Genomic DNA, 26,771 nt, shown 5'->3' on the forward strand with positions numbered 1-26,771 from the left:
TGTAAAAATTTAGTTTTATTAATCCAAAATATAAAAATAAATTGAAGTATTTTTCATTTTATTTAAAAAAGAATTTATTAAAATAGTGAATTATATATTTTGGCGTGTTATAAATGCTTTTTATTTATCAATTATTTTTGTACAACGTATATTTCTTCATAAGGCTGTATCAAAACCCATCCGTTTCCTGAAAACTTCATCTGGAATTCTTCTCCGCTACCTCTTCCAATAAGGCTTTTTAGCGAAACATTCGTTTTCAGTTCTGGGCTTAAATTTCCAGACCAAGCTACTGTTGCATTAGGATCTGTAAAAACAGGATTATCAGGAGTTACCATCAAAGTTAAAGGATCGCCATGAGTAGTAATCGCAATATGTCCAGTTCCTGAAAGTTTTACCTGAAACAAACCTCCTGACATTACTCCGGCAATACTTTTCAGCATAGTGATGTCACTTTTCACACTTTGTTCGTGAGCTAAAATATCATTACCATTCACACAAACAGCCTCATTGTTTAAATAAAGTACACGAACTTTTTTTCCTGCATCTGCCACATACAACCTTCCGGTTCCTTCAGCTTTCATTAGCTTAGAACCTTCACCGCTGATTGCTTTTTTTAGTAAATTTCCTAAACCTCCGGAAAGCATGCCTTGTCTTTCAAAATTGATGCTTCCAACATAGCCTACCATACTTCCGGCTTTTGTCCATACAGTTTGATTGTTGAGATTGATTTCCAATAATTGGGGTTTTTCCAATTCAAAATAATCTCTTTCTTGGGAATTTTCCTTTGTCTCACTTACAAAGGCATCTAAAGAATACTTGCTCATAATTTGTTTTTTTTAGGTAACCAAAATAGTTATTTTTTTTGGTTAAATATTAAAAAAAAGAAAATAAAATTTGCTGAATATAGTAAAGCTATAAAAACTTGACAAAGGGGTTTTCATTGTTGTATATTTGCACGCTGAAAATTACAAGTTGTAATTTGTATTAATTTTTAAACCGTAATTTAAAAAAATGAAAACATCTGATTTCAATTTCAATCTGCCTACGGAACTTTTGGCGGAACATCCTTCAGAACAAAGAGATGAGGCACGTTTAATGGTACTTAATCGTAAAACCGAAACTATTGAACATCGTCTTTTCAAAGATGTAATAGATTATTTCGACGAAAAAGATTTATTTATTTTCAATAACACGAAAGTTTTTCCTGCACGTTTATATGGAAATAAAGAAAAAACCGGTGCTAAAATAGAAGTATTCCTTTTAAGAGAATTGGACAAAGAAACCCGTGTTTGGGACGTTCTGGTAGATCCTGCAAGAAAAATAAGAATCGGGAACAAATTATTCTTTACTGAAGACGAATCTTTGGTAGCGGAAGTAATAGATAATACTACTTCCAGAGGAAGAACATTACGATTTTTGTACGACGGAAGCTATGAAGAATTCCGTGCAAAACTGAAGGAGCTTGGAGAAACTCCACTTCCAAAATATATTAAAAGGGAAGTAGAACCGGAAGATGCAGAAAGATATCAAACCATTTATGCAAAAGTAGAAGGTGCTGTTGCTGCTCCTACTGCTGGTTTGCACTTTTCAAAACATTTGATGAAGCGTATGGAAATCAAAGGAATTGATTTTGCAGAAATCACACTTCATGTTGGTTTGGGAACTTTCAATCCTATCGAAGTGGAAGATCTTTCTAAACATAAAATGGAAAGCGAAGAGGTAATTATTGATGAAAAAAATGCAGCAATTATAAATGCAGCAGTTGAAGAAAAACGCAGAATCTGTGCTGTAGGAACCACCACAATGAGAGCACTTGAAACGTCTGTTTCTTCAAATAAAAAAATAGGACCTTTCCAAGGATGGACCAATAAATTTATTTATCCTCCTCATGATTTTGGTGTAGCCAATGCAATGATTACCAATTTTCATACCCCGAAATCTACCTTGATTATGATGATTGCAGCATTTGCAGGAAGAGATTTTGTGATGCATGCTTATGAAGAAGCAATCAAAGAAAAATATAAATTCTATTCTTACGGAGACGCAATGTTGATTCTCTAAATTAGTTGTTGGTTTTTAGTTGTCAGTTGATAGTTTCTTATTTTCTGACAACTATCGACTATCAACGATCAACCAAAATTATGAAAGATATCAGAACTTTAAACCTCGACCAACTCAAAGACTACTTCGAAACTATTGGTGAAAAACCTTTTCGTGCGAAGCAAGTTTACGATTGGCTTTGGAGTAAAAATCTTCATTCGTTTGAAGAAATGACGAATCTTTCAAAAAATTTGAGAGAAAATCTTTCCAGAGATTTTATCATTAATCCGATTGCTGTCGATCTTTTACAAAAATCTTCTGACGGAACTATCAAAAATGGAGTAAAACTTCATGATGGTTTGATGGTAGAATCCGTATTAATTCCTACCGAAACAAGAACTACAGCCTGTGTTTCTTCACAAGTGGGATGTTCTTTGAATTGTGAATTTTGTGCAACAGCAAAGCTCAAAAGAATGCGGAATCTGGAAGTGGCGGAAATTGTAGATCAGGTTGCGCTTATCGACAGACAAAGCAAATTATATTTTGACAGGCCGCTTTCCAACATTGTTTTTATGGGAATGGGTGAACCAATGATGAACTATAAAAATGTAGTGGAAGCCATTCGGAAAATTACTAAACCGGAAGGTTTGGGAATGTCGCCAAGAAGAATCACTGTTTCTACATCTGGAATTCCGAAAATGATTAATATGCTCGCAGATGAAAATCTAAAAGTGAAACTTGCACTTTCTCTGCATTCTGCTATTGAACATAAGCGTAATGAAATTATGCCTTTTTCAGAAAAATTTCCATTGACAGATATTATGGAATCTTTGAAATATTGGTATCAGAAAACGGGTTCTGTCATTACTTTTGAATATTGTGTCTGGAAAGGAATTAATGATGGTGATGAAGATATCAAAGCATTGATAAAATATTGCAGACAAGTTCCGAGTAAAGTAAACTTAATTCAGTACAATCCGATCGGTGAAGGTAAATTTGACCATAGAAGTATAAAAGCCGAAGAAAAATACGTCCATGAATTGGAAAAAGCAGGAATTACGGTAATGGTAAGAAAAAGTAGAGGAGGAGACATTGATGCAGCTTGTGGACAATTGGCAAACAAAAGTGCGGAATAAATCTGAATGACAAAAAACTAAAAAATGAAAGAATTTTTAGGAGAAAACGGCCTTGCAAATATTTATCAGTTAGCTATACCTTTTCATATTGTTGTAATTTTGGGAGAGATGATTTACAGCAATTTTAATAAAGAAAAGCTGTACAACGGCAAAGATATCTTAATGAATATTTATTTGGCATTGCTCAATTTCGGGATAGATTTGCTTTCCAAAGCGATGTACCTTGCAGTGATGTTTTTTGTGTTTCAGTACAAATTGTTTACGTTTGATACTTGGACATGGTATTATTGGATTGCGTGTTTTGTATTCACGGATCTTGCCTATTATCTCATACATTTGCTTAGTCATCGTTCCCGGTTTTTTTGGGCGGTACACATTACCCATCACAATTCGGAATATTTCAATATTACGACAGGTTTCAGAAGTTCAGTTTTTGAGCCGATCTATCGTTACATTATGTTTTCGCCTTTAGCACTTTTAGGTTTCAATCCGTGGCATATTTTGGTTTGCTATGCAATAGGGCAGGTTTACGGAACTTGGGTACATACGCAAACAGTGAAAAGAATGGGATTTTTGGAGTATATTTTGGTAACGCCTTCTCATCACCGTGTTCATCATGCTTGTAACATCAAGTATCTTGATAAAAATATGGGGACAGTATTTATTTTTTGGGATAAAATTTTCGGAACATTTGAAGCGGAAGACGATAAAGTACCCGTGAAATTTGGAATTTATCCAAAAATGCCGGATGAAGGATATATAACCACTGTTTTATACGAATGGCGAAAAATATGGAATGACATGATGCAGCCAAAATTAAGGATTTTAGATAGATTCAATTATCTTTTCAATTCTCCCGGATGGAGACATGATGGAACCGGAAAAACGGTAAAGCAATATCAAAAAGAATATTGGCAAAAGAAAAATAGGAAGAAGTAAATTTTATCTTATTTAAAAGCTGTTTCAATTGGTTCTTATAAAATGAATAACAAGTTCTTCGTTTACATTTTGTAGAATAATTTCAATGGTATTTTTCGTTTATAGATTAGCTATTTTTTAACTAATGAGAACCGTAATTTTATTTTTTATCTTTTTCAATTCCATTTCTATTTTTGCTCAGCAAACGGATTTCCTTAGAATTAGAAAACACAGGATAGCGTATTTGGATGATAAAATAGAGGAAACATCAGGATTAGATTTTTTTGATGGAAAATTGTACACCTTTAATGATAGCGGTAATACTTCTGAAATCTTTGAAATTGACAAGAACTCCGGAAAAATTCTGAAAATTTTGCAGACAGGATTAAAGAATATAGACTGGGAAGCTCTAGTAAATGACGGAAAAAACTTTTATATTGGAGATTTTGGAAATAATGCCGGAACACGAAAGGATTTGAAAATGTACAAAATTCCTTTCCGGAATGATTCCTTAAAATTGGATTCTATACAAACCATTTCTTTTTATTATCCGGAACAGAACGATTTTGCACCTAAAAATCTCAACACTGATTTTGATGCAGAAGCTATGATTTTTCTAAACGGAAAACTTCATGTTTTTACCAAAGAATGGGCTTCAAAATCGACTACTCATTATATTATCGATCCTGAAATTTTAGAAAATCAGTCTGCTCAAAAAATAGAATCCTTCAAGACCGATTTTGTAATTACCGATGCTTCTTATTTTGATAAAAAACTGTATCTGATTGGTTATACCAAAGGTGCAGAAGTATATCTTGAAGTTTTTGACGAATCTGAACCAGGTATTTTCTTTTCAAAAAGTCCTGCAAAATATTTTCTCGGAAATGCATTTTCTGTGGGACAAATTGAGGGAATCTCGGTGAATGAAGAAGGAATTTATATTTCCGGGGAAGCCTTTAAATCTCCTCTTGGAATCAAAAAGCAAAGTTTTTATTTTGTACCAAAGAATAAATTCTGATTTTCAATTTTCTTTTTTGTTGTGGAAATGCTTTATATTTGCGAAACTTAATTAATACTTGTTTTGCCAAATATTGTAGAAGATATCAAGCGTCCCATAAATGAAGAAATGAAACTTTTTGAACAAAAGTTTTATGAATCCATGCAAAGCAAAGTTCCACTTCTGGATAAGGTTACCCGTTTTATTGTTACTACAAAAGGGAAACAGATGCGTCCTATGTTTGTTTTTCTTTGTGCAAAACTTATAGGTGAAGTAAATGAGAAAACCTATCGAGGAGCTTCCATGATAGAGCTCATTCATACCGCAACTTTGGTACATGATGATGTGGTGGATGAAAGTTTTAAACGCAGAAATTTCTTCTCAATCAATGCACTTTGGAAAAACAAAATTGCCGTTTTGGTGGGAGATTATCTTTTGTCGAAATCCGTTTTACTGTCTACCGATCATAAAGATTACGATTTGCTATCCGTGATTTCCAGAACCATAAGAGAAATGTCTGAAGGTGAGCTTCTTCAATTAGAGAAAGCCAGAAAACTGGATATTACGGAAGATGTTTATTATGAAATTATTCGTCAAAAAACCGCTACCTTAATTGCGGCTTGTTGTGAAATAGGTGTTTTATCCAATAACGCTGATGAAGCTCTTGCTAAAAAAATGCAAGACTTCGGAACTTTTACAGGAATGGCTTTCCAAATTAAAGACGATTTATTTGATTATTTAAGTTCAAACGTTATCGGAAAACCGGTAGGAATTGATATTAAAGAACAAAAAATGACTCTGCCTTTGATTCATACCTTAAAAATGGCAAATGAAAAAGACAGAAAATATTATTTCAATACAATAAAGCGTTATAATAATGATCCAAAACGTGTAAAGGAACTTATTAATTTTGTTAAAAGTTCCGGCGGTTTAGATTATGCTATTACCGTAATGAAAGATTTTCAGCAGAAAGCAAAAAATATTCTCAATGAATTTCCCGATTCACCATCCAAACATTCTCTTTATCTAATGTTGGACTACGTCATTGAAAGAAAATTCTAAAAACTTTCCGGATAATTCAAAATCAGAGCCGGGAAATTTTCATAACAAGACGAATCGTTATTTCATAACGAAATTATACCAATCCTTCTAATTGCTCAAAAACCGGAATAAGGGATTTTCCTTTCTCTGTCAAATAATATTCAATATGCAAAGGTTTTTCTTTGATCACTACTTTTTGCAGTAGATCTACTTCTTCCAATTCTTTAAGAGCAATAGACAATGATTGCTTATTGGATCCTTCAATATCACGCAACAGTGTGCTGAAGCGTAATTCTGAACGTATAGCTAAACGAAATATTTCAGGTTTACATTTTCCTGAAAGTAACTTTAAAAGTGATTGTGCTGGGCAGATTCCTGAATTTTCCATTTTTTTTGTAGTCAATTTTTTTTGACTTCTTTGTTTGTGTTTTTTTTTAACCTAAATTTACTAAAAAATAGAAGCAATTAATATAATATTTGGCATCTATAGTTTAGATGAAAACATCATAAACTTATGCTAAGTTATGAAATGTATATTAATCTGACAATTTTTTTTCAAGCTAAATAAATTTTTTTTCATCATTTCTGTTGGCTCTTTCGCTGTGAAGCGGGAGAGCTTTTCTTATTATGATTAATATTATCTTTAGTATTTTGCTATATCCAGCTTAGAAAAATTTAAACAATTTCTTTAATATAAGATTCTTTTGAAAACAATATTTTCAGTGGATCCAATGCAATAAAGCTGAAACTTTTGCTATTTTTGTCAATCATTGAAAAACCATATTTTGAAAAGTAAACAATTTTCTATTATACTAATAGCTCTGTTTTTTGGTTCTTTTTTAGTAAATGCCCAAGAATCCAAAGAAATTTTAGAGCTGAAAAGCAAATTGGCTTTAGCGAAAAATGATGCAGAAAAAGCTAAAATTTACAATGAATTAGGAAATACATATTCTGATAATAAAAATATAGATAGTGCTTTAGTATACTCAAAACTGGGACTACCAATTTATCAAAAACTAAATAATACCGAACAAATTGGAAGGTCTAATTTATTTATTGGAAGCCTTTTGATGCAAAAAATGGATATTGTAAATAGTGAAAAGTATCTAACAGAAGCAGAAAAATACCTTAACAAAACCGAAAATTATGAAAAAAGAGCTATTGCATATTATTTTTTAGCTACCATCAATTCCGTAAAAAAGAACAATAAAGCGGCAAATGATTATTGCCAACAAATATTAAATCTTTACAATCAAAATAAAATTAAGAATAGAGAATTTGTATTGGTAGCTTATGAAAGATTATTTCAAAACAATTTTATTCAAGAGAATCCTGTAGAAGGCTATAAATCATTAAACACTTATATAGAATTTACCAAAACTAATTTTCCTAAACATTTAGACGCAGCATATTTTTTAGCCGGAAACTTTTATTTGCAAAATAAAGATTTTAAAAAAGCCGAGTACTATTTACAAGAATGTTTACAGCTTGCTAATAAAAGCAAAGATGAACTGAAAATAGCCAATTCTAAAATGTATTTGGGAGACATTTACACAGAAACCAAACAATATGAAAAAGCAGGTATTTATTTAGAAGAAGCGAAAAACTATTTTGAAAAACATAAATTGAATGAGAATTTAAAATTTGGTTATTATTTTCTTTCTGACCTTAGTTATAAGCAAAAAGAATATGCAAAAGCAAAATTTTATATTGATAAAGCCTTGAAATTAAGTAGTGAGAAAGATTACATGTATTATTATTTCTTACACCAAAAAGGATTGATAGATTTAAAAACAGTATTAAATGAAGAGGTTGATTTTAAAAATAATGAAATAAAAAAGGCAGAATTACAAAAACTTACAAAAGAACAATCTGAGATTTTAGATTATTTTTCAAATTTAAAAACTTTTGTACCTTCTGAGGTTTTTATTCAAAACTATAATGTTCTTCAGGAGTCTTATGAAAAATTAGGAGATTATGAAAAATCTCTATTTTACCTAAAAAAAGCAAAGGATAAGAATGAAGAAACCTACGGTTTAGAAAAAATGAGAAATCTTTCTGATCTTGAATCTCAAACCGAAGTTGCCAACGAAAGAGCGAGAATAAAACTTCAGGAAGAAACCAAAAGACTTCAACTACAAAAAGAACTCGAACTCAAAGCCTTAAAATTTGAATACGAGAAAAAACAAGCTGCCGCCAAAACCGAAGCCGAAAAGAAAAGATTGCTTTTAGAAGAAGATATAAAACGCAGAGAAATAGAAGTTGCGTATGCTCAACAAAAAAAAGCAGCAGAACTAGAATATATTCAGGAAAAAAAACTATCCAAAATTAATCAAGAAAAAAAAGATGCTATTTCCAGAGCAGAATTAGAAAGTTCTAAAACTCAAAAAAATATGTGGGCAATTGGTGCTGGTTTATCACTTTTATTGCTTGGTTTTGCAGGGTATTTTTACAACCAAAAACGTAAAGACAACAAAAAAATAGCTGAAGAAAAGAAAAAGTCTGAAGATCTATTACTCAATATTCTTCCGCAAGAAGTTGCTGACGAGCTGAAAGAAAAAGGAAAAACCAGTGCCAAACATTATGATGAAGTTTCGGTTTTGTTTACAGATTTTGTAAATTTTACCCAAAATTCAGAAAAAATTGGCGTTCAGGAAGTTTTGAATGAACTCAATATCTGTTTTACCGAATTTGATAAAATCATGGAAAAATATGGTTTGGAAAAAATAAAAACTATTGGTGATGCATATCTTGCAGTGAGTGGACTTCCGGTTTCCAATGAAAAACATGCCGAAAATGCAGTGAATGCAGGTTTGGAAATTATTGATTATATTCAAAAAAGAAAAGCCAATAATCCGAACACTTTGGATATTAGAATCGGAATTCATTCCGGAGCCGTAATTGCGGGAATTGTGGGCGTGAAGAAATTTGCTTATGATATTTGGGGAGACACCGTAAATACAGCATCAAGAATGGAGCAAAACAGTCAAAAAGGAAAGCTCAATATTTCTGGTTCTACGTATGAATTGGTAAAAAACAATTTCCAATGCGAACATCGTGGAAAGATAGAAGTGAAAGGAAAAGGAGCATTGGATATGTATTTTGTAAATAAAAATTAATGAAAAAATGATGAAATTAATTTTAAATAAAATTCTTTTTGCTGCATTCTTTCTTTTTCAAGTTTTGGTGTTTGCGCAATATTCTAAAGATAAGCCGCAGATTATCAGTCTTAAAAATGAAGATAATGGAGTTGTTTGGATTTATAAAGAAACAAAAGATAATGCTTCTGTTTTACCCAACTATAATGATTCTGACTGGAAAAAATTTGAAATAGATATAATTGGAAAGCATATTAAAGCTAATGTCTTTTATTTGAGAAGTTATATAAAAATTGACAGTACACTTCTTAATAAACCTATTCAAGTAGATATAGATCAATTAGGTGCTTGTGAAATATTTTTGGACGGAAAAAAAATAAATCAATTAGGCGAATTTTCTAATAATAAAGTAACAAAATATGCGATCAAAAAAAATGAACCTATTCTTATCTCTTTTGGAGATACGGAAACTCACGTTTTGGCAATTAGGTATCATTCTTTCCCTTTGTCTAAACTTACTGATATAATACATTTTTCCACCAATTTATTTACTCTAAAATTAATAGCTGCAGACCAATATTACAACGATGTTTTAAAGAAGGAAGAAAAATTCTATCAATATGCAATGCTTATCACTGGCTTTTTCTTGGCTTTGGCATTTATCCATCTTTTACTTTTTTTATTTTACAGAAAAGCAATATACAATCTTTTCTTTTCGTTGTATAATGCTTCTATAAGTTATTTGGCTTACATTATTATCGATTTAAAAAAATTAGATGATCCTGAACTTATCAATGAAAATGTTTTTAAAACGTTTTTAGCACTTACCATATTTACCATCTCTCTTTCGGGTTTTGTAAATGTAATATTTGCAAGACGAAAATTAAGATTCAAAATTTTTGCAGTTCTCAATTTATCGGCTTTAGCTTTGTATTATTTTAATAATAAAATTTCCATTGCAATTATTACATTCTCTTTATTTTATGTAATAATAGAATCGTTTTTTCTTATTGTTCGTGCTTTTATAAGAAAGCAAAAAGAGGCCTATATTGTAGGTGGTGGTCTACTCACATTTTTAGGCTATATCATCATATTGGTTTTATCTTCCCTTTTTAATTTTGGTTTAGAAGGATACAAATTAGACAAAACTTTACTATCCATTATTGTTATAATAAGTTTTCCGCTTTCCATTTCGGCGTATTTGGCTTGGCAATTTGGTGCTACTAATTTTAGTTTGCAAAAACAATTAGATGAAGTAAATCGTTTGTCTGAAATCAACCTTCAGCAAGAGCAAGAAAAGCAACAAATTCTTCAAAATCAAAACGATTTGCTTGAAAAACAAGTAGATGAACGAACACAAGAATTACAAGTTGAAAAACAAAAAACCGAAAATCTTTTGCTCAATATTTTACCTCAAGAAGTAGCCGAAGAATTAAAAGAAAATGGGAGTTCTGAAGCCAAATATTATGATGAAGTTTCGGTTTTGTTTACTGATTTTGTGAGTTTTACCCAAAATTCTGAAAAAATGGGCGCTGAAAGAATGCTGAAAGAACTGAATGATTGTTTCACTGCATTCGATATGATTATGGAAAAACACGGTTTAGAAAAAATAAAAACCATTGGAGATGCATATATGGCAGTTTGCGGTTTACCACACCAAAATCCGGATCACGCTTATCAAACGGTTTTGGCAGCTTTAGACATCATTAAATTTATTGAAAACAGAAAAACATATAATCCGGATACTTTAGATATCAGAATTGGTGTAAATTCGGGGTCGCTGATTGCAGGGATTGTCGGCGTGAAAAAATTTGCCTACGATATTTGGGGAGATACAGTGAATACTGCTGCCAGAATGGAACAAAACAGTCAAAAAGGAAAAGTAAACATCTCAGATTCTACCTATCAATTGGTAAAAGAAAAAATTGACTGCGAATACAGAGGAAAAATAGAAGTGAAAGGAAAAGGCGAGCTGGATATGTATTTTGCAAAAGACATCATTAACATTCAATAATTTCCTAATTTTAAAATATGGAATACGATAAAATAAAAAAAATCATCTTAAAGAATCTTCAGGAAAATCTTCCGGAGCATCTTTCTTATCACAGTGTGATGCACGTAAAAGATGTTATAGATTCTGTAGAAAAAATTGCAAAATCCGAAGGTGTAGATGAAGAGAATCTAATGCTTCTGAAAACGGCAGCATTATTTCATGATACCGGATTTTTGTATGGAGCCAAAGATCACGAAGAAAAATCCTGCGAAATTGCCCAAGAATATTTGTTGGATTATGGCTACACTCAAACTCAAATCGACAAAATAAAAGGAATGATAATGGCTACTAAAATTCCGCAATCGCCTAAAAATCATTTGGAAGAAATTTTAGCAGATGCCGATTTGGATTATTTGGGAAGAGACGATTTTTTTACTATTGGCGATAAATTGTTCGATGAGCTTACGATGTTTGGAATCGTAAACTCCGAACGGGATTGGAATCTCTTGCAAGAAAAATTTTTGGAAAACCATCATTTCTTTACCCAAACTGCAATTAAAAGCAGAAATCAAAAAAAACAAGAAAATTTAGAAATTATAAAATCTAAATTAAAGTAATTTATACTATGAGTTCGAAATCACAAGGTTCATTATTTACATTATCAGATATTATTTATTTGGTTTTAGGAGTTATTTCGGCAAGTTTTGCCCTGAAAAGTTTTCTGGTTCCTAATCATTTTTTGGATGGTGGTGTTACCGGTGTTTCACTTTTGATTCACGAAGTAAAGCACATCAATTTAGGACTGCTTTTAATATTATTGAATATTCCTTTCATTATTTTAGCTTATTTCAAAGTAGGGAAATTTTTCGCAATTAGAAGTATGGTAACGATTATTTTAATTGCTTTAATCATGCATTTCGTCAATTTTCCTGAACTTACCCATGACAAATTATTGGTAGCAATGTTCGGAGGATTTTTCATGGGAATTGGTATTGGTTTGTGTATGAGAGGCGGCGGAACTTTTGACGGAATGGAAGTTTTAGCATTGATGACGTTTAAGAAAAGTAGTTTTAGCATTACTGAAATTATTCTTGGGATGAATATGATTATCTTCATCATTGCGGCATTATTTTTAAAAGTAGAAACTGCTTTATATGCAATTCTTACCTACATTATTGCGAGCCAAATCACAAAATATGTGATTGAAGGAATAGAAGCGTACACCGGAGTGACTATTGTTTCGGGAAATAGTGAAGAAATTAAGAAGGCTTTGGTTCTTACTTTAAATAGAGGAATTACCGTTTACAAAGGTGAAAGAGGTTTTATGAAAGAAACCTTTGAACAAAGTGCAGATGTAGATATTATTTTCACGATTGTGACTCGTTTAGAAGTCCGCAGATTGCAAAATATTGTAAAAACCATAGATCCGAAAGCATTTATCTTTACCCAAACCGTTCGTGAACCACAAGGTGGAATTGTAAAGGAAATTGTGAAGCATTAATACATTTTTTTAAGTAGTACATTTTCGAAATCCGAAATCAGATGGAATTAATGCAGCGATAAATGGATAATCCGCAATTTTTTCGTATTTTTTTTCTGATTTCACATGATAAAACTGAGTAGCTAAAAATGGAAGAAAACAGCTTATAATCAAGTGTATACTTGCAATTCCCGAAAGATTATCAATATATATTTCTTATGCTGTTTCTGTGATTCTGAGAGAAGTGATAATTATCAGATAGAATCAATCATATTGCGGGATGCACTTAAAAATATAAGATGGTTTTTCCTTCATTAGTTTTATTCGTTAGAGTTAAAATTATAGCATTGATACTAATTATCAATTTTTTAATTTTTTTTGATTAAAATTAATTTTCTATAATTTTTTAAAATTTACAGTTCCTAAAATTATTATATTTGTAAAAATCAGAATTGCAATGCAGGAAACCTATATCGAAACCCAGCAAATTTCTTTTGAAGACTTCAGAAAAAGCATTATTGAAGATTATAAACTGGCTCGTATTTCCCGGGAAATGTCCTATTTAGGAAGAAGGGAAGTGCTTACAGGAAAAGCCAAATTCGGAATTTTCGGAGACGGAAAAGAGCTTCCGCAATTGGCAATGTCAAAGGTTTTCAGAGATGGAGATTGGCGTTCCGGATATTATAGAGATCAGACCTTTGCAATGGCTGTTGGTGCACTTTCTATCGAAAGTTTTTTTGCACAATTATATGCTGACACAAGTGTAGAACGCGAACCTGCTTCAGCAGGAAGACAAATGAATGGGCATTTTGCAACCAGAAGTTTGAATGAAGACGGAAGCTGGAAAGATTTAACAAAAATTAAAAATATTTCATCCGATATTTCACCAACTGCGGGACAAATGCCAAGATTGTTAGGTTTGGCTCATGCTTCCAAAATTTTTAAATCGGTAAAATTTGAAGGTTCGGAAAAATTTTCAAATAACGGAAACGAAGTAGCTTTTGGAACTATTGGCGATGCTTCCACTGCAGAAGGACATTTTTGGGAAACTTTGAATGCTGCTTGTGCTTTACAGGTTCCGATGATTATTTCGATTTGGGATGATGGATACGGAATTTCGGTTCCTACACACAATCAAAGAGCAAAGGTGGATATTTCTGAAATGCTTTCCGGTTTTCAGAGAAACGAAGGAGAAAATCAAGGTTGTGAAATTATTCAGGTGAAAGCTTGGGATTATCCGGCTTTATTGGACGCTTATGCAAAGGCTGAACATTTTGCAAGGCACGAAAGTATTCCTGTTGTAGTACACGTTGTGGAAGTTACACAACCGCAAGGTCATTCCACTTCCGGATCGCATGAAAGATATAAAACACATGACAGATTGGGTTTTGAGACAGATTTTGATGGTTTGGAAAAATTGAAAGAATGGATTCTAAATTACACTGTGGAAATGGAGGGTAAAGAAGAAATTCTTGCTCCTAAAGAACAATTGGAAGCTATTGATACAGAAGCCAAAAGAACAGTAAAAGAAGGACAAAAGAAAGCTTGGGAAGCCTATCAGAAAACCATTTCGGATTTGAAAAATAAAGTGCTTCCTTTTGTAGAAAGCCTCAAATCTCAAAATTCTGAAATTCAGAATGCAATTAGTCATTTCAATTCGATTATTTCCGTTTCTAAAAGAGATGTGTTTCATTTGGTAAGAAAAGCTCTTCTTTTGACAAGAGGTAATCATTCTTCCGAAAGACAGGCGCTTAAATCTGTGTACAACGAAATTTCAGAAATAGAAAAAGATCATTACTCTTCTCATTTGTATTCTGAATCCCAATGGAAGGCAACTAATGTAAAAGAAGTAAAACCAATCTATTCCGAATATTCCGAAGAAGTAGACGGAAGGGTGGTAGTTCGGAATAATTTTGACAAAATTTTTGAAAAATATCCTGAAACTCTGGTTTTCGGAGAAGATGCCGGAAATATCGGCGATGTCAATCAGGGATTAGAAGGAATGCAGGAAAAATATGGGGAAGTTCGTATTGCTGATACGGGAATTCGGGAGGCTACCATTCTCGGACAAGGAATTGGTATGGCTATGAGAGGTTTGCGACCAATTGCAGAAATTCAATATCTTGATTATATTTTGTATTGTTTGCAGGGAATGAGTGATGATTTGGCTACCGTTCAGTACAGAACAAAAGGTGGACAAAAAGCTCCGGTAATTATCAGAACTCGTGGACACAGATTGGAAGGAATTTGGCATTCCGGTTCTCCAATGGCAGGAATTTTAAATTTATCAAAAGGGATTAACATTTTGGTTCCGAGAGATCTTACAAAAGCAGCAGGATTTTATAACACGATGCTTCAAAGTGACGAACCGGCAGTGATTGTAGAATGTCTGAACGGATACAGATTGAAAGAAAAGCAGCCTGATAATTTGGGTGAATTCACCGTTCCTGTTGGAAAAATTGAAGTAACGAAGCAAGGAACGGATATCACATTAGTAACCTATGGTTCTACTTGGAAAGTTGTAACCGAAGCTGCAAATGAATTGGAAAAATTAGGAATTTCTGCAGAAGTGATTGATATCCAATCTTTGATTCCATTTGATTTATCGAATGAAATAGCCGAAAGTGTAAAGAAAACCAACCGATTAGTGGTAATAGACGAAGATGTAGAAGGCGGAACTTCAGCTTTCATTCTTCAGCAAATTTTAGAAAAGCAAAAAGCATTCAGATATTTAGACTCTGATCCGGTGACAATTTCTGCAAAAAATCACAGACCTGCTTATGCAAGTGACGGAGATTACTTCAGCAAACCTTCGGTGGATGATATTGTGGAAAGGGTGTATGAAATTTTTAATGAAAGCAATCCGGGAAAATTTCCGAGGATATAAATTTGTACTATAGATATTTTTAATCGCTGAATTTAAAGGAAATTCAGCGATTTTTATTTGAAAATTATTTATAAATTTACAATGCACAATGTTAATTTTTCTGATTTTCCAACCATTTTTATAGTATCAGCATCATTAGTATAAGAGTCGGATTTATATGAAGTATATTTTTACCCTTTATTTTTTCGTATTGTTTCATGCAAATTTTTTTGCACAGGATTCTCAGTTGTATTACGAAGGATATTTTTTCAATGATAAAAAGCATCCGCAAAACCAACTTGCAGTCACCAATAAAACTTCCGGAATTATTGAATATACTGATAGCGAGGGCTATGCAATAATTGAAGCTAAAGCCTATGATACACTTGTTTGGAATGGAGGAAATAACATCAGAGTAGTGATGAACTATGAACTTTATGAATTAAAAAATATTCTGACAAAAAGGACGGAGTACGATATGGCACAACCAATTATAAATAAGGAATATACTGAAAAAATAAAACATATTGATTCTTTAAAAAATCCCTTTGATTTCCATGAAAAGGCTAAAATAACTACGAAAAATTCCAACTATTCCTATTATAGTTATGGAGTTAAGAAAATTGAAATTAAAAATGATAGCCTTGTATTGATTAAAGCTCTTAAAAATAAAATTTTAAGTATTAACGGAAATTTTACAACGATGTCGGAAGTAAAAATGCAAAATGGCATTCCAAAACTTCAAAATCTTTTTGTTCAGGGTCGTTCGGAAAATGGTAATCTCATTTGGAAAGGTCCTAATACCGGAGAGATTTTTAGTTTTGGTCCTGAAATTTCTACACTTGGTTTCAACGGAATATCTAATGAATATGATGTCAACGGAAATCTTGTCTCAATTGAAAACGCTGTAACTTCTGCTAAATCTTATGATAATACGATCATAAAACCTCTTATTAAATTTTCTAATTTCTTGAGCTTAAATTCAGCTTTAAGACTTGATGGTAATAACGTCAGTGAGATTCGCCTGAAATTTGGACATACCAAAGAGCCTCTTTTTTTTGGAAATGAATTTTCCAGAAATAATCAATTAAGTTCTACTCTTATTTTTAATTTCAGAGATTTTAAAATAAGTGCCAATTATAATTTTTATGATGCGAATGCTACCAATACCAATAGAATAGCGTATTTCAATAGGATCTATCAAAGTTCGTTACTTACTCCTATTTCTTTTAATAATATTCAGAATAAAACATTAAGCAATGGAAACCAGCGAAGTTTTAATGCTTTTAATGATAATCCTTACTTTCTTTTAGACGACGGTCAAAAATTCAATGCAAGATCTCGACAGAATATTTTTTCATTGAATTTGGAAAAAAGATTTTGGCAAGATTTAAAACTTTCTTTTTCTGGAAATTATGAAAAAAATACGACCTATAATCATGATTTTTATCTACCGACTACAGCTTTTTTTTCATCAGGAATTGATACTTCTCGGAATCAAAATGTAGAAAATAAATCAGCAGATGCAACATTAAACTATGAATTAGGAAATTATGAATTCAAGAATTATTTCTTTGCAAAATATATAATTCGGGAAAGTCGGAACAGTATAGGATATTCTTTTAATTTTTCCGATTATAATTATAAAAGAACGATCCGAGAATTTATTTTTAACTATAATCCTAAACTGGTTTTTGATTGGATGATAATGAATTTTAATATCGGAAACAATTTTTATTCTTCCACTACTTCTCTGAAAAATGAGTACTGGCTTCCGAATCTTAATGGAAAAATCGAATTGCAAAATATTTTTAATTCAAGAATGAATGTGAATTTTTATGGTGGATATTCTAAAAATACGGAAGAAATATCACTTACCAATTCTTATGCTTATTATGCTGTTACACAGATTACACCGCAACAGAACTTATCGTATTTTCCTGTAAATGAAGTGGAGACATTCAATGGTCTGCAAAATATCGACAAGAATAAATATTATTTTGGATTAGAATTCCGTCCTTTTTACCGTCTCAATTTGAGAGCAGATTACTTCAAAACTAAAATTTATAATGATGTTCTTCCTTTCTTCAGTTTTGGAAGACTTTACCTTCAGAATATGGCTGATCATACTTATGATGGTTTTGATGTGAAACTTGAATATACTAATATTATAGCTAACCAAGATGTACGTTTCAACAGTTCTGTTTCTTTTTTCAAATTCAATGATGTGGTAGATAATGTAAAAAATGGTTTTGATTATCATCCGGTTATCGGTTTCTCCAATATTTATAAAGGTTTGGTAAAAGGCGAAGTATTTGGAAGTATAGTTGGAAATTATTTTGAAAGAAACCAAAATGGACAGCTTATTATTGGATCCGATGGTTTTCCTATTAAAAGCAATAATCTTAAAGTTTTGGCAAATCCTATTCCTGATTTTTCCTTTAAAATAAATCATAATTTAAGTTTTAGAAATTGGAGACTTTCGATTGATTGGGAATGGCAGAAAGGTGGACAAATATGGAACGGAACACAAGCTGCTCTTGATTATTATGGAAGATCTTATCTTTCAGGCGAATTAAGAAGTGTGAAAAATTTTGTTTTTCAAGGAATTGATCAATCAGGAAACCCAAATACTTTAAGCGTAGATTTTTACAATCCCAATCTTTCTGTAGATAAAAACCGATGGGTTCGTTATGGGATGACAGGTGTTCCGGAAGAGTATATTGAAGATGCAGATTTTGTGAAGATCAATACCATTTCTTTAAGTGCAGATTTTCGATTGTCACAAAATTATTATACCAATAAAATTAATATTTCGGCGTATGTTTCCAATCTTTATCTGTGGAGAAAATACACTGGAGTAGATCCGCTCCAAAGTTTTTACAATACTGAAAACGGACAAGGTTTGGATTTTTTCAATCTTCCGAATTATACTGGTTACGGAGTTGGTATCTCTTATGATTTTTAAAAATTGAAGTATGGCAAAATATGTAGGTTTTTTATTTTTGTTCTTGTTTTCTGTATGCTTTTCCCAAAGTGTAACCAATAGCTATGAAAAAGAGAAAGTGTATCTCCAGACCAATCATGTATTTTATAAACCGGGAGAAATAATCTATTACAAAATATCAATCGTAAATGGAAAAGATAATACTCCGACAGATAAAAGTAAAGTTGTAAAATTACAACTTATAGAACCTTCGGGAAATATAGCCCAAACCCTTAATCACAAGATTATGGATGGATATGCAACAGGAAGTATAGATTTGGGTGAAGATTTTAAGGGTGGACTTTATAAACTACGAGCTTATACCAATTGGACTCAGAATGAAAAGGGAAAAAATTTTTTTGAAAAAGAAATTAAAGTTCAGAAAATTGTTTCTCCACGAGTTTTAATGAAATTAGATTTTCCCAAAAAAGGATATGGTTCCGGAGATGAAGTATTGGCAGAATTTTCTATGAGAAGCCTTGCAGATACACCGATTGGTTTTTATACAGCAAAATATGAAGTGTTTTTTGAAGGAAAAGAAATAGAAAATAATGTTTTGAAAACAGATAGAAATGGAAAATCGATCATAAAATTTCGATTGCCGGAAAATCTGAAATCCAATGATGCATTATTGAATGTAAAGGTCAGTTATGATGGTTTTGAAGAATCTGTTTCCAAAAATATTCCCGTAGTTTTAAATAAAATTGATCTGAAATTTTTTCCGGAAGGTGGAAGTTTTGTAAACAATTTCAAAACGAATATTGCATTCAAAGCTATGGACGAATTTGGAAAACCTGTCGATGTTAGCGGAATTGTCTATGACAATAAAAATAATAAAGTAGCTGAATTTTCTGCATATCATTTTGGAATGGGAGAATTTCAGTTTTTGCCGGTTTCCGGAAATTCTTATTATGCAAGGATTACTTCTGCTGAAAATTCTCAGATATTTGAGCTTCCAAAAGCAGTAGATAACGGAGTAATGTTGAATGTAGAAAAAGCCGAAAATTTCTTAGATATTATTTTGCAATCGTCTGAAAGTCAAGCTATAAAAATTGTAGGTTCTGCAAGAGGAATCTCATATTTTGAAAAAGAAGTGATGTTGAATAGAGGACAGAATAAAATTTCTGTAGATATTGAAAATTTTCCTGCCGGAATTGCGTGTTTTACAGTTTACAATGCTATAAAACCTTTGGCGGAAAGAGTTGTCTTTCTAAATGCCGACAAGAAATTATATGTGAATCTCAATATTTCCAAAAAATATTTCTTGCCCCGCGAAAAAGTGCAATTGGAGCTGGAAACCAAAGATGAAAAAGGAAATCCCATTCCTGCTAATCTAGCTCTAAGCGTTGTGGATGATAAACTTTGGACTTATGCTGATGATAAACAAGATGATATTATTTCATGGCTTTTTATGAGTTCTGAACTTAGCGGAAAAATTGAGGAACCTAATTTTTATTTCAAAAAAGATGAAATGAAAGCTCCGAAATCTCTTGATCTTCTCATGCTTACCAATGGTTACCGTTATTTTGAACTGCTTCCTGAAGTGCTCGAAAAAAATGCTTTCAAATATTTGCCGGAACAATTTAACGGTATTTACGGAATTGTGGAAGATGAAAAAGATCATCCGGTGGAAGCAGATGTTTATCTTATTGAAATTTCAGGTTCATCAAATAAAATATTGGAACAAACGACCACTAAAGAAGGCAAATTTTATTTCAACAATTTAGATGAAAATAAAGTAAACAGAATAATAGCAAAATCCAAAGCACCTAAGCAAGAGGTAAAAGTGAAAATTCTTTCTTATGATCTGGACGCCAATCCCATATCAGAAAAGCAAAATCCTAAGAATGTAGATGTTGAAGAAATAGTTCGGGAAAATTTGAAAAATAAAATATTTTCCGACTCAAAAGTGATGAATAAAGCAATCACTAAACATGGGTATTCCAAATCAGATACTACAATGAAAACAAAAGATATTGAAGAAGCAGTTGTTATTACAGGTTTAGGAATTAAGCAGTCTCTCAGTTTTAGTACTTTGAATATTTCCAATTCGAATCTTAGCAGTAATAGTCTTTCCAATACACTTTCTGGGAAAGTTTCCGGTATTGTTATTACACCAAATTCAGGAGTTGCTGGAAATTCTGAAAAAATTCTGATTCGGGGAATTTCCGGTCTTTCTTCGGGAAATGATCCGTTATATGTTGTAGACGGAGTTCCTCTAACTCAGTTTGTAGGCAATATTAATGTGGAAAATATAAGTACTGTTACGGTTTTGAAGGATGCTTCCGCAACATCATTATACGGAAGTAGGGGAGCAAATGGAGTGATAATAATTACTTCAAAATCTCCTAAAAATTTTCAAATTAATTTGGATCTTACGGCGAAAAAATATTTTGCAGTTAAGGATATTCGGAATGATAGTTTGAAAAAATTTTCATGGAGCAGGCTATTTAGCTATCCTATTTATAAAAAAGTATCGACACCTTATCGTCATGATTATCGCGAAACTATTTATTGGAATCCTATTATTCAGACAGATAAAAATGGGAAAGCGAAGGTAGAATTTTACAATTCGGACGCAACTACTACATTTAGAATGATTTCCGAAGGTATTGGTAGTAACGGACTTGTGGGAAGAGAAGAGAAAACCTACGCTGCACAAAGCAGTATTTCTGCTGATGCAAAGATTCCGCCGTATTTAACAATGGCTGATCAGCCGGAAATAAGTTTGGTTTTAAAAAATAATTCGGGCTCCGAAAAAAAATTAGAAATACGTTCTGTAGTTCCCAAAAAAATTGTTCTTAAAAAATATGATTCCATAGCTGTATTGAAACCTTTGGAATCTAAACGTGTTGTTGTTCCTTTGGAAACCGGACAGAAAGTAAATTCCAACATCAGTTTTGTTATTAATTCTGGAGATGAGAGAGAAACTGTAATTCTGCCTTTGAAAGTTGAAGAAAAAGGATTTCCAAATCGTTTATCCTTATTCAGCCGGAAAGATACACTTTTGAATTTCCGACTTCCGGAACATGTACCAGGAAGTGTCTCTGCAAAACTGATTGTATATAAAGATATTGCAACAATGATGTTCAACAATTTGGAAAGACTTACAGATGAACCTCATGGTTGTTTCGAGCAGCTTTCTTCTACTGTTTATCCTAATATTTTTATTCTTGATTATCAAAAAAGCAGAGGAAATCTTTCTGAAGATATTAAAGAAAAGGCAATAAGAAAATTAAAAAGAGGTTTCTCGAAAATGTCCGGATATGAGCTTCAGGAAGGTGGCTTCGGATATTTTCAGTCTTCTACTCCGAATATTTCCATCAGTGCTTTTGCTTTGTTAGAATTTTCCGAACTTAAAAAAATGATTTATGTAAATCCGAACCTTATGGAGAGAATTAAACGTTATATTCTTTCAAAACGAAACGGAAGCGGAACATTCAGTACCATAGATTATAATAACCAATATTTTTATAGTAAGGAACTAGGATGGGCGCAACAAGCTTATGTTTTATATGCACTCTCACGAAACGGAATTGGGAATGAAATTGAAAAAGAATATCAAACAAGTATATTACGGATAAAGCAAACCCAAGATTCTTACCAAACAGCACTTTTAGCCAATACTGCGTATTTTCTTGGAAAAACGGAAGACTATGAATATTTAATTTCTATTCTTAATGCTCAATTCCGTAAAAATAAAATAATTTCTGGAACAAGTATGACAGGCTCGTCTGGAAATTCTTTGAAATCTGAAACATTAGCGCTTTATCTATTGGCTTTGATGAAAGACAAAAGCACCAGTACTGATTTTGTTTCTGATGTTGTAGATATGCTTACGACTAAAAACCTATATGGTTCTACACAATCTACAGCTTTATATTTAGAGGCTCTTTCTCAATATTATATTCAGAATAAAATAAGCATCGGAAAAGCTGATCAGTATTTTTCCATCAATGGAAAATCTCTTGATCTGGGTATAAAATATAACAATGAATATGATATTTCGGAATACATTCAAGATGAAAATGTTTTTAGTGTAAAAAGTAGTTCCGGACAAGGGTTTTCATATTCTCTTTCTTGGAATTATTACACTTTGCAGCCACCTGTTAATGATAATACAGAAGTTAAAATTTCTACTTCATTGTCAGATTCTGTTTCGAAGATTGGGGATATCAACAGAATGAAAGTGGAAGTCACAAACAAACTTCCTTATGAACTTCCAATGGTAATGGCAAAAATCGGAATTCCTGCCGGATTATCTTTACAACCTAATCTTTTAAAGGAGATGCAGGAGAAAAAGCAGTTTTCGTATTATGAAATTTTTGATAATTATTTGGTTGTATACTGGGAGAATATGCATCGGAATGAAAGTAAAATTATAAATCTTGACCTGAAAGCAGAATTTTTGGGCAAATATATCGGGAAATCGAGCAATGTTTATCTTTATTATACTCCGGAAAATAAAAATTGGGCAGAAGGAACTAAAGTATCAATTATAGAATAAAATTATAAGCAATGAAAGAAGAGATGCGCATTTTTGGATACGACATTATTCGTGCAACAGCTATTTTGCTGGTGATGATTGGTCATGTTTTGGGATATGTATATTCGGGAACATATTCTTTCTTTTTCTCGTTTCTTTCAGGATTTTTGGGTGTTGAATTATTTTTTGTTTTGAGTGGAGTTTTAATAGGAAAAATTCTTATAAATGTTTTCAATTCAGTTGATTTTCAAAAAAATCTGAAAAAATTTATCATCAGAAGATGGCTTCGTACATTGCCGCTGTATTTTGTAATGTTGTTGGTGTATTGGTTTGGGAATTATTATATAGACTCTGTTCAGAATAAAGATGTATCGCTTTGGAAGTATGTATTTTTTATTCAGAATTTTTATCATGTTCAGCCTACTTTTTTCGGAATTTCGTGGAGTTTGGCTGTAGAAGAATGGTTTTATATTTTATTTCCGTTGAGTTTATTTTTTGTCAAAAAATATAAACCGCAGATTTCGACGAAACAATTGTTTCTATCCGGAATTTTAATTTTTCTTATCTATTTTCTTTTGATGAGGTTTTTGGTATTTCCGGAATATCATTTTACTTTTTATGAAGGAGTACGAAAAGTAGCTTTTTTTCGATTGGATGCTATTGCTTATGGAATTTTGACGGCATTTTGTTTTGAATTTTTTAAAGATGAAATTTCAGCAAACAAAAGTATCCTTTTAATAATCGGAATGCTTGTTTTAGTAACGAATCAATATATCATTTTTAAAGACAATTATTCTCATCTTCATTATTTTAATACGGTTTATTATTCAGTTTTGGGAATTGGTTTGGCCATGATTTTTCCTTTTTTTAAAGCATTAAAATCAACAAATCCATTGGTTTTAAAATCTATTACTTTCATTAGCAAAATATCCTATTCTTTATATCTTGTGCATTGGTTGGTTTATAAATTTTTGGAACTTTCTTATTTTCAAGTGATTCCGGGAAGTGTAAAATTTATTTTATTTTTTGTTTTATCCTTTTTTATTGCGAGTTGCACATATTTGTTTATAGAAAAACCGGTAATGAAATATAGAAATAGAATTACTGATAATTAATTCAATTTGGTTGTAAATTATCGTGAATGTGAACTGGTTTTAGTCTTTTATAAAATAATAATGACCAAACCTCTACTAAATTTCGGCTAATGCCTGTTATTGTATTAATTTTATTATCGAGTAAAGTCTGACACGATTTTTTTTCATTTACATCATTGATAGACAATGAAATGGTATTAAAAATTTTAAATCACATATTTTATTTTCAAAAATTATTGAAAATTCAAAATGTTTAATTATATTTGTAACTGGAAATCAAAACTTAAAAAAATGCAACTTTCTGAAGCTAAAGAAAAATACATCCAAACTTGGGGAACATTTGCTACCAATTGGGGAATTAACAGAACAATGGCGCAAGTTCATGCTTTGCTTTTGGCAAGTGGAAAGCCATTTTCTACAGACGATGTGATGGAAGCTCTGCAAATTTCACGAGGTAATGCAAATATGAATTTACGGGCTTTGATGGATTGGGGAATTGTGAAAAAAGAATTTGTGAAAGGCGATAGAAAAGAATATTTTCTGGCTGAAAAAGACATTTGGTTTTTGTTTAAGCAAATTACAAAGGAGCGTAGAAAAAGAGAAATAGAACCGGTAATTTCGTTTTTAGAAGAATTGAGAAACATTGAAGACAACGATTCTGAAGAAGCAAAAGAATTTATAAAATTGATGGATGATTTCAGTTCGGTTACCAATAAGATCAATAATATCATGGATCTTGCTATAAAAAGTGACGATCATTGGCTGGTCGGGAAAATTACCAACTTGCTGAAATAGAAAGGATCTCAAAATCCTTTTTATTTCTTTTTAATTTTCAAAAATTTCTGAAAATACAGTATATAAAATATTTAAAACAATGAAAGACTTTATATTTAAAATTCTGATGTATTTCCTGTTCAGAAATTCTAAAAGAACAAAAGGAGATTTCTTAATTTTCTAAAACATACACAATGAAAAATCCAGTATACTTTTCTCTGCAAAAAACGATTTGGTTGTATTTCAACTTAGGTTTATCATTCTTTATAAACTTCAAAGAAATTAATGCAACCGCAATTATATTATCTTCTGTAATAAGCGTTTTTACAGTTTCTTTGGGACATTCCATTGGTTTGCATCGTGGTATTATTCATAAAAGTTATTCTACAAGTTTGTTTTTCAGAAATTGTTTGCTAATCCTTTTTGTATTGACAGGTTTGGGAAGTCCGCTTACTTGGATAAAACTGCATTTCACAAGAGATTTTTGGCAAAACAAACCTTCTTGTCACCCGTATTTGGGATACAAACACGACTTGTTCAGAGATTATATTTGGTATCTGCATTATTCGTTTTCAGTATCTTCAGAAGATCTGGATCAGTATGGTTTTCCAAGAGAATTTCACAAAGATGATTTTCTGAAATTTTTACACAAAACATGGTATTTATTTTCAATGATTCCGGGAGTTTTGGTCGCTTTTTTATGGGGCTTTCAGGAATTTCTTGTTCTTTTTCCGGTGCGTATTTCCATCAATTTGCTGATGCATTGGTTCATCGGATATATTTCTCATACTCATGGCTATCGCAAATATGTAATTTCTGGAGCTAATGAAAGTGGTTACAACGATTGGTTTTTAGGGATTATTTCTTTCGGAGAAGGTTTTCACAACAATCATCACGCTTTTCCATCATCTTCAAGATTTGGGATTCGGTGGTTTGAGTTCGACTTGAGTTGGATTTTTATCAAAATTTTAAAAAAATTAAAATTGATCTGGAATGTGAAAACAGCCGATAAATCTACTTTAAAATCGACAGCCATCGAACTTGAGAAAATAAAATGGAATTAAAAAACACAAATAATGAAAAATTTTAAACACTCTTTTATGTCTTGCAATTGGGAACATCTTGTTTATATTAATTATCAAATAGAGCCTTCACTCATTTCTAAATTTTTGCCGAATGATGTAGAACTGGATTTGTTGGATGGAAAAGCGGTAATAAGTTTTGTCTGTTTTGAATTTTCTAATGCAAAATTGTTGGGAATTCCAATTCCTTTTCACCAGTATTTTCCTGAAATCAATATTAGAACGTATGTTAGGAGCAAAAAAAGTCAGGATATAAAAGGAATTTATTTTCTTTCTGAAATGGTTCCGAAATGGATGACCTATTTTGTGGCAAAATATATTTTTGGAGAACCTTTCTCAATTCGGAAACTTAAAGCATCGAATTCTGAAGAGAAACTAAATTACGAAATTAAGGATAAAAACTGCGAACTGAATATTGAAGTAAAGCCCATATTTACTGATTTTGAAATTCAAAAAAATGAGGAAGAAAAATTCATCATCAATCGTGAATTTGCATTCTGCGGAAAAGCCGGAAAATCTTCAAAACTCTATAAAGTAGAGCATAAAAAATGGAATTTGATACCTTTGGAAAAGGCTACTTTTTTCATTGGGAAACTTCATCATATTCAGGAACAAATCGGGAATGCACTTTTGCAGAGAAAACCTTCCAGTATTTTTATGACGGATGGTTCTCAGGTAAAAGTCTATGGATAAAATTAAATAACGTGAACTCGATAGCATTTATTGAAAATGAGCTGTTTGAATACATTGTTTTTGAAAAAATAAATAAAGAGTTATTTT

18 protein-coding genes are annotated in these 26,771 nt (G+C 31.7%); 16 read left to right on the top strand and 2 right to left on the bottom strand.

The annotated features are described in order from the left end of the window. Nucleotides 1–131: 131 nt before the first annotated feature. Nucleotides 132–824 carry an AIM24 family protein gene (locus AC2A1C_RS08175; protein ID WP_484025132.1) on the bottom strand — a complete coding sequence of 231 codons (693 nt, stop codon included), beginning with the start codon at nucleotides 822–824 and terminating at the stop codon, nucleotides 132–134. A gap of 187 nt (nucleotides 825–1,011) precedes the next feature. On the opposite strand from AC2A1C_RS08175, the gene queA reads away from it, so the two are divergent. The 5 genes from queA (at nucleotide 1,012) to AC2A1C_RS08200 (ending at nucleotide 6,153) form a co-directional block, all read left to right on the top strand. Beyond that, entirely contained in the window at nucleotides 1,012–2,061 is a 1,050-nt protein-coding gene (queA, locus tag AC2A1C_RS08180; RefSeq protein ID WP_484025134.1) for a tRNA preQ1(34) S-adenosylmethionine ribosyltransferase-isomerase QueA, read from the top strand. A gap of 80 nt (nucleotides 2,062–2,141) precedes the next feature. Next, the gene (rlmN, locus tag AC2A1C_RS08185) at nucleotides 2,142–3,176 is read left to right on the top strand and encodes a dual-specificity RNA methyltransferase RlmN (RefSeq protein WP_484025136.1); all 1,035 of its coding nucleotides are present in this window, start codon (nucleotides 2,142–2,144) and stop codon (nucleotides 3,174–3,176) included. Between the two features lie 24 nt (nucleotides 3,177–3,200). Further along, nucleotides 3,201–4,115: a sterol desaturase family protein gene (locus tag AC2A1C_RS08190; RefSeq protein WP_484025138.1), complete on the top strand. Its 915-nt coding sequence runs from the start codon at nucleotides 3,201–3,203 to the stop codon at nucleotides 4,113–4,115. A 124-nt stretch (nucleotides 4,116–4,239) separates the two neighbouring features. After that, nucleotides 4,240–5,112, top strand: a complete 873-nt coding sequence (locus AC2A1C_RS08195; protein WP_484025140.1) for a hypothetical protein — start codon at nucleotides 4,240–4,242, stop codon at nucleotides 5,110–5,112. A 63-nt stretch (nucleotides 5,113–5,175) separates the two neighbouring features. Next, entirely contained in the window at nucleotides 5,176–6,153 is a 978-nt protein-coding gene (locus AC2A1C_RS08200) for a polyprenyl synthetase family protein (RefSeq protein ID WP_484025141.1), read from the top strand. A gap of 73 nt (nucleotides 6,154–6,226) precedes the next feature. On the opposite strand, the gene AC2A1C_RS08205 is transcribed toward AC2A1C_RS08200, so the two are convergent. Next, nucleotides 6,227–6,520: a winged helix-turn-helix transcriptional regulator gene (locus AC2A1C_RS08205; RefSeq protein WP_484025143.1), complete on the bottom strand. Its 294-nt coding sequence runs from the start codon at nucleotides 6,518–6,520 to the stop codon at nucleotides 6,227–6,229. Nucleotides 6,521–6,917: 397 nt separating this feature from the next. Between AC2A1C_RS08205 and AC2A1C_RS08210 the strand changes: the two genes are divergently transcribed. The 11 genes from AC2A1C_RS08210 (at nucleotide 6,918) to AC2A1C_RS08260 (ending at nucleotide 26,684) form a co-directional block, all read left to right on the top strand. Beyond that, nucleotides 6,918–9,251 (top strand): adenylate/guanylate cyclase domain-containing protein, encoded by a 2,334-nt coding sequence (locus AC2A1C_RS08210; protein WP_484025145.1) that lies wholly within the window; start codon nucleotides 6,918–6,920, stop codon nucleotides 9,249–9,251. A gap of 7 nt (nucleotides 9,252–9,258) precedes the next feature. After that, a complete protein-coding gene (locus AC2A1C_RS08215) occupies nucleotides 9,259–11,244 on the top strand; it encodes an adenylate/guanylate cyclase domain-containing protein (protein ID WP_484025147.1) in 1,986 nt (661 codons plus the stop codon). Nucleotides 11,245–11,261: 17 nt separating this feature from the next. Beyond that, nucleotides 11,262–11,840, top strand: a complete 579-nt coding sequence (locus AC2A1C_RS08220) for an HD domain-containing protein (protein ID WP_484025149.1) — start codon at nucleotides 11,262–11,264, stop codon at nucleotides 11,838–11,840. Between the two features lie 8 nt (nucleotides 11,841–11,848). Next, the gene (locus AC2A1C_RS08225; protein WP_484025151.1) at nucleotides 11,849–12,724 is read left to right on the top strand and encodes a YitT family protein; all 876 of its coding nucleotides are present in this window, start codon (nucleotides 11,849–11,851) and stop codon (nucleotides 12,722–12,724) included. Nucleotides 12,725–13,160: 436 nt separating this feature from the next. Further along, nucleotides 13,161–15,590, top strand: a complete 2,430-nt coding sequence (locus tag AC2A1C_RS08230; protein ID WP_484025153.1) for an alpha-ketoacid dehydrogenase subunit alpha/beta — start codon at nucleotides 13,161–13,163, stop codon at nucleotides 15,588–15,590. A 157-nt stretch (nucleotides 15,591–15,747) separates the two neighbouring features. After that, on the top strand, nucleotides 15,748–18,537 hold the full coding sequence (locus AC2A1C_RS08235) for a hypothetical protein (RefSeq protein ID WP_484025155.1): 2,790 nt from the start codon (nucleotides 15,748–15,750) through the stop codon (nucleotides 18,535–18,537). A gap of 10 nt (nucleotides 18,538–18,547) precedes the next feature. After that, a complete protein-coding gene (locus AC2A1C_RS08240; protein WP_484025157.1) occupies nucleotides 18,548–23,062 on the top strand; it encodes a TonB-dependent receptor plug domain-containing protein in 4,515 nt (1,504 codons plus the stop codon). 11 nt (nucleotides 23,063–23,073) lie between these two features. Further along, nucleotides 23,074–24,156: an acyltransferase family protein gene (locus tag AC2A1C_RS08245; RefSeq protein WP_484025159.1), complete on the top strand. Its 1,083-nt coding sequence runs from the start codon at nucleotides 23,074–23,076 to the stop codon at nucleotides 24,154–24,156. Between the two features lie 270 nt (nucleotides 24,157–24,426). Continuing rightward, on the top strand, nucleotides 24,427–24,930 hold the full coding sequence (locus AC2A1C_RS08250; RefSeq protein ID WP_484025161.1) for a GbsR/MarR family transcriptional regulator: 504 nt from the start codon (nucleotides 24,427–24,429) through the stop codon (nucleotides 24,928–24,930). Between the two features lie 173 nt (nucleotides 24,931–25,103). Beyond that, entirely contained in the window at nucleotides 25,104–25,973 is an 870-nt protein-coding gene (locus tag AC2A1C_RS08255) for a fatty acid desaturase (protein ID WP_484025163.1), read from the top strand. A gap of 12 nt (nucleotides 25,974–25,985) precedes the next feature. After that, the gene (locus AC2A1C_RS08260) at nucleotides 25,986–26,684 is read left to right on the top strand and encodes a DUF2071 domain-containing protein (RefSeq protein ID WP_484025165.1); all 699 of its coding nucleotides are present in this window, start codon (nucleotides 25,986–25,988) and stop codon (nucleotides 26,682–26,684) included. Nucleotides 26,685–26,771: the final 87 nt, after the last annotated feature.

It is taken from the genome of Chryseobacterium sp. HNCC26DJ241 (genome assembly GCF_057180505.1).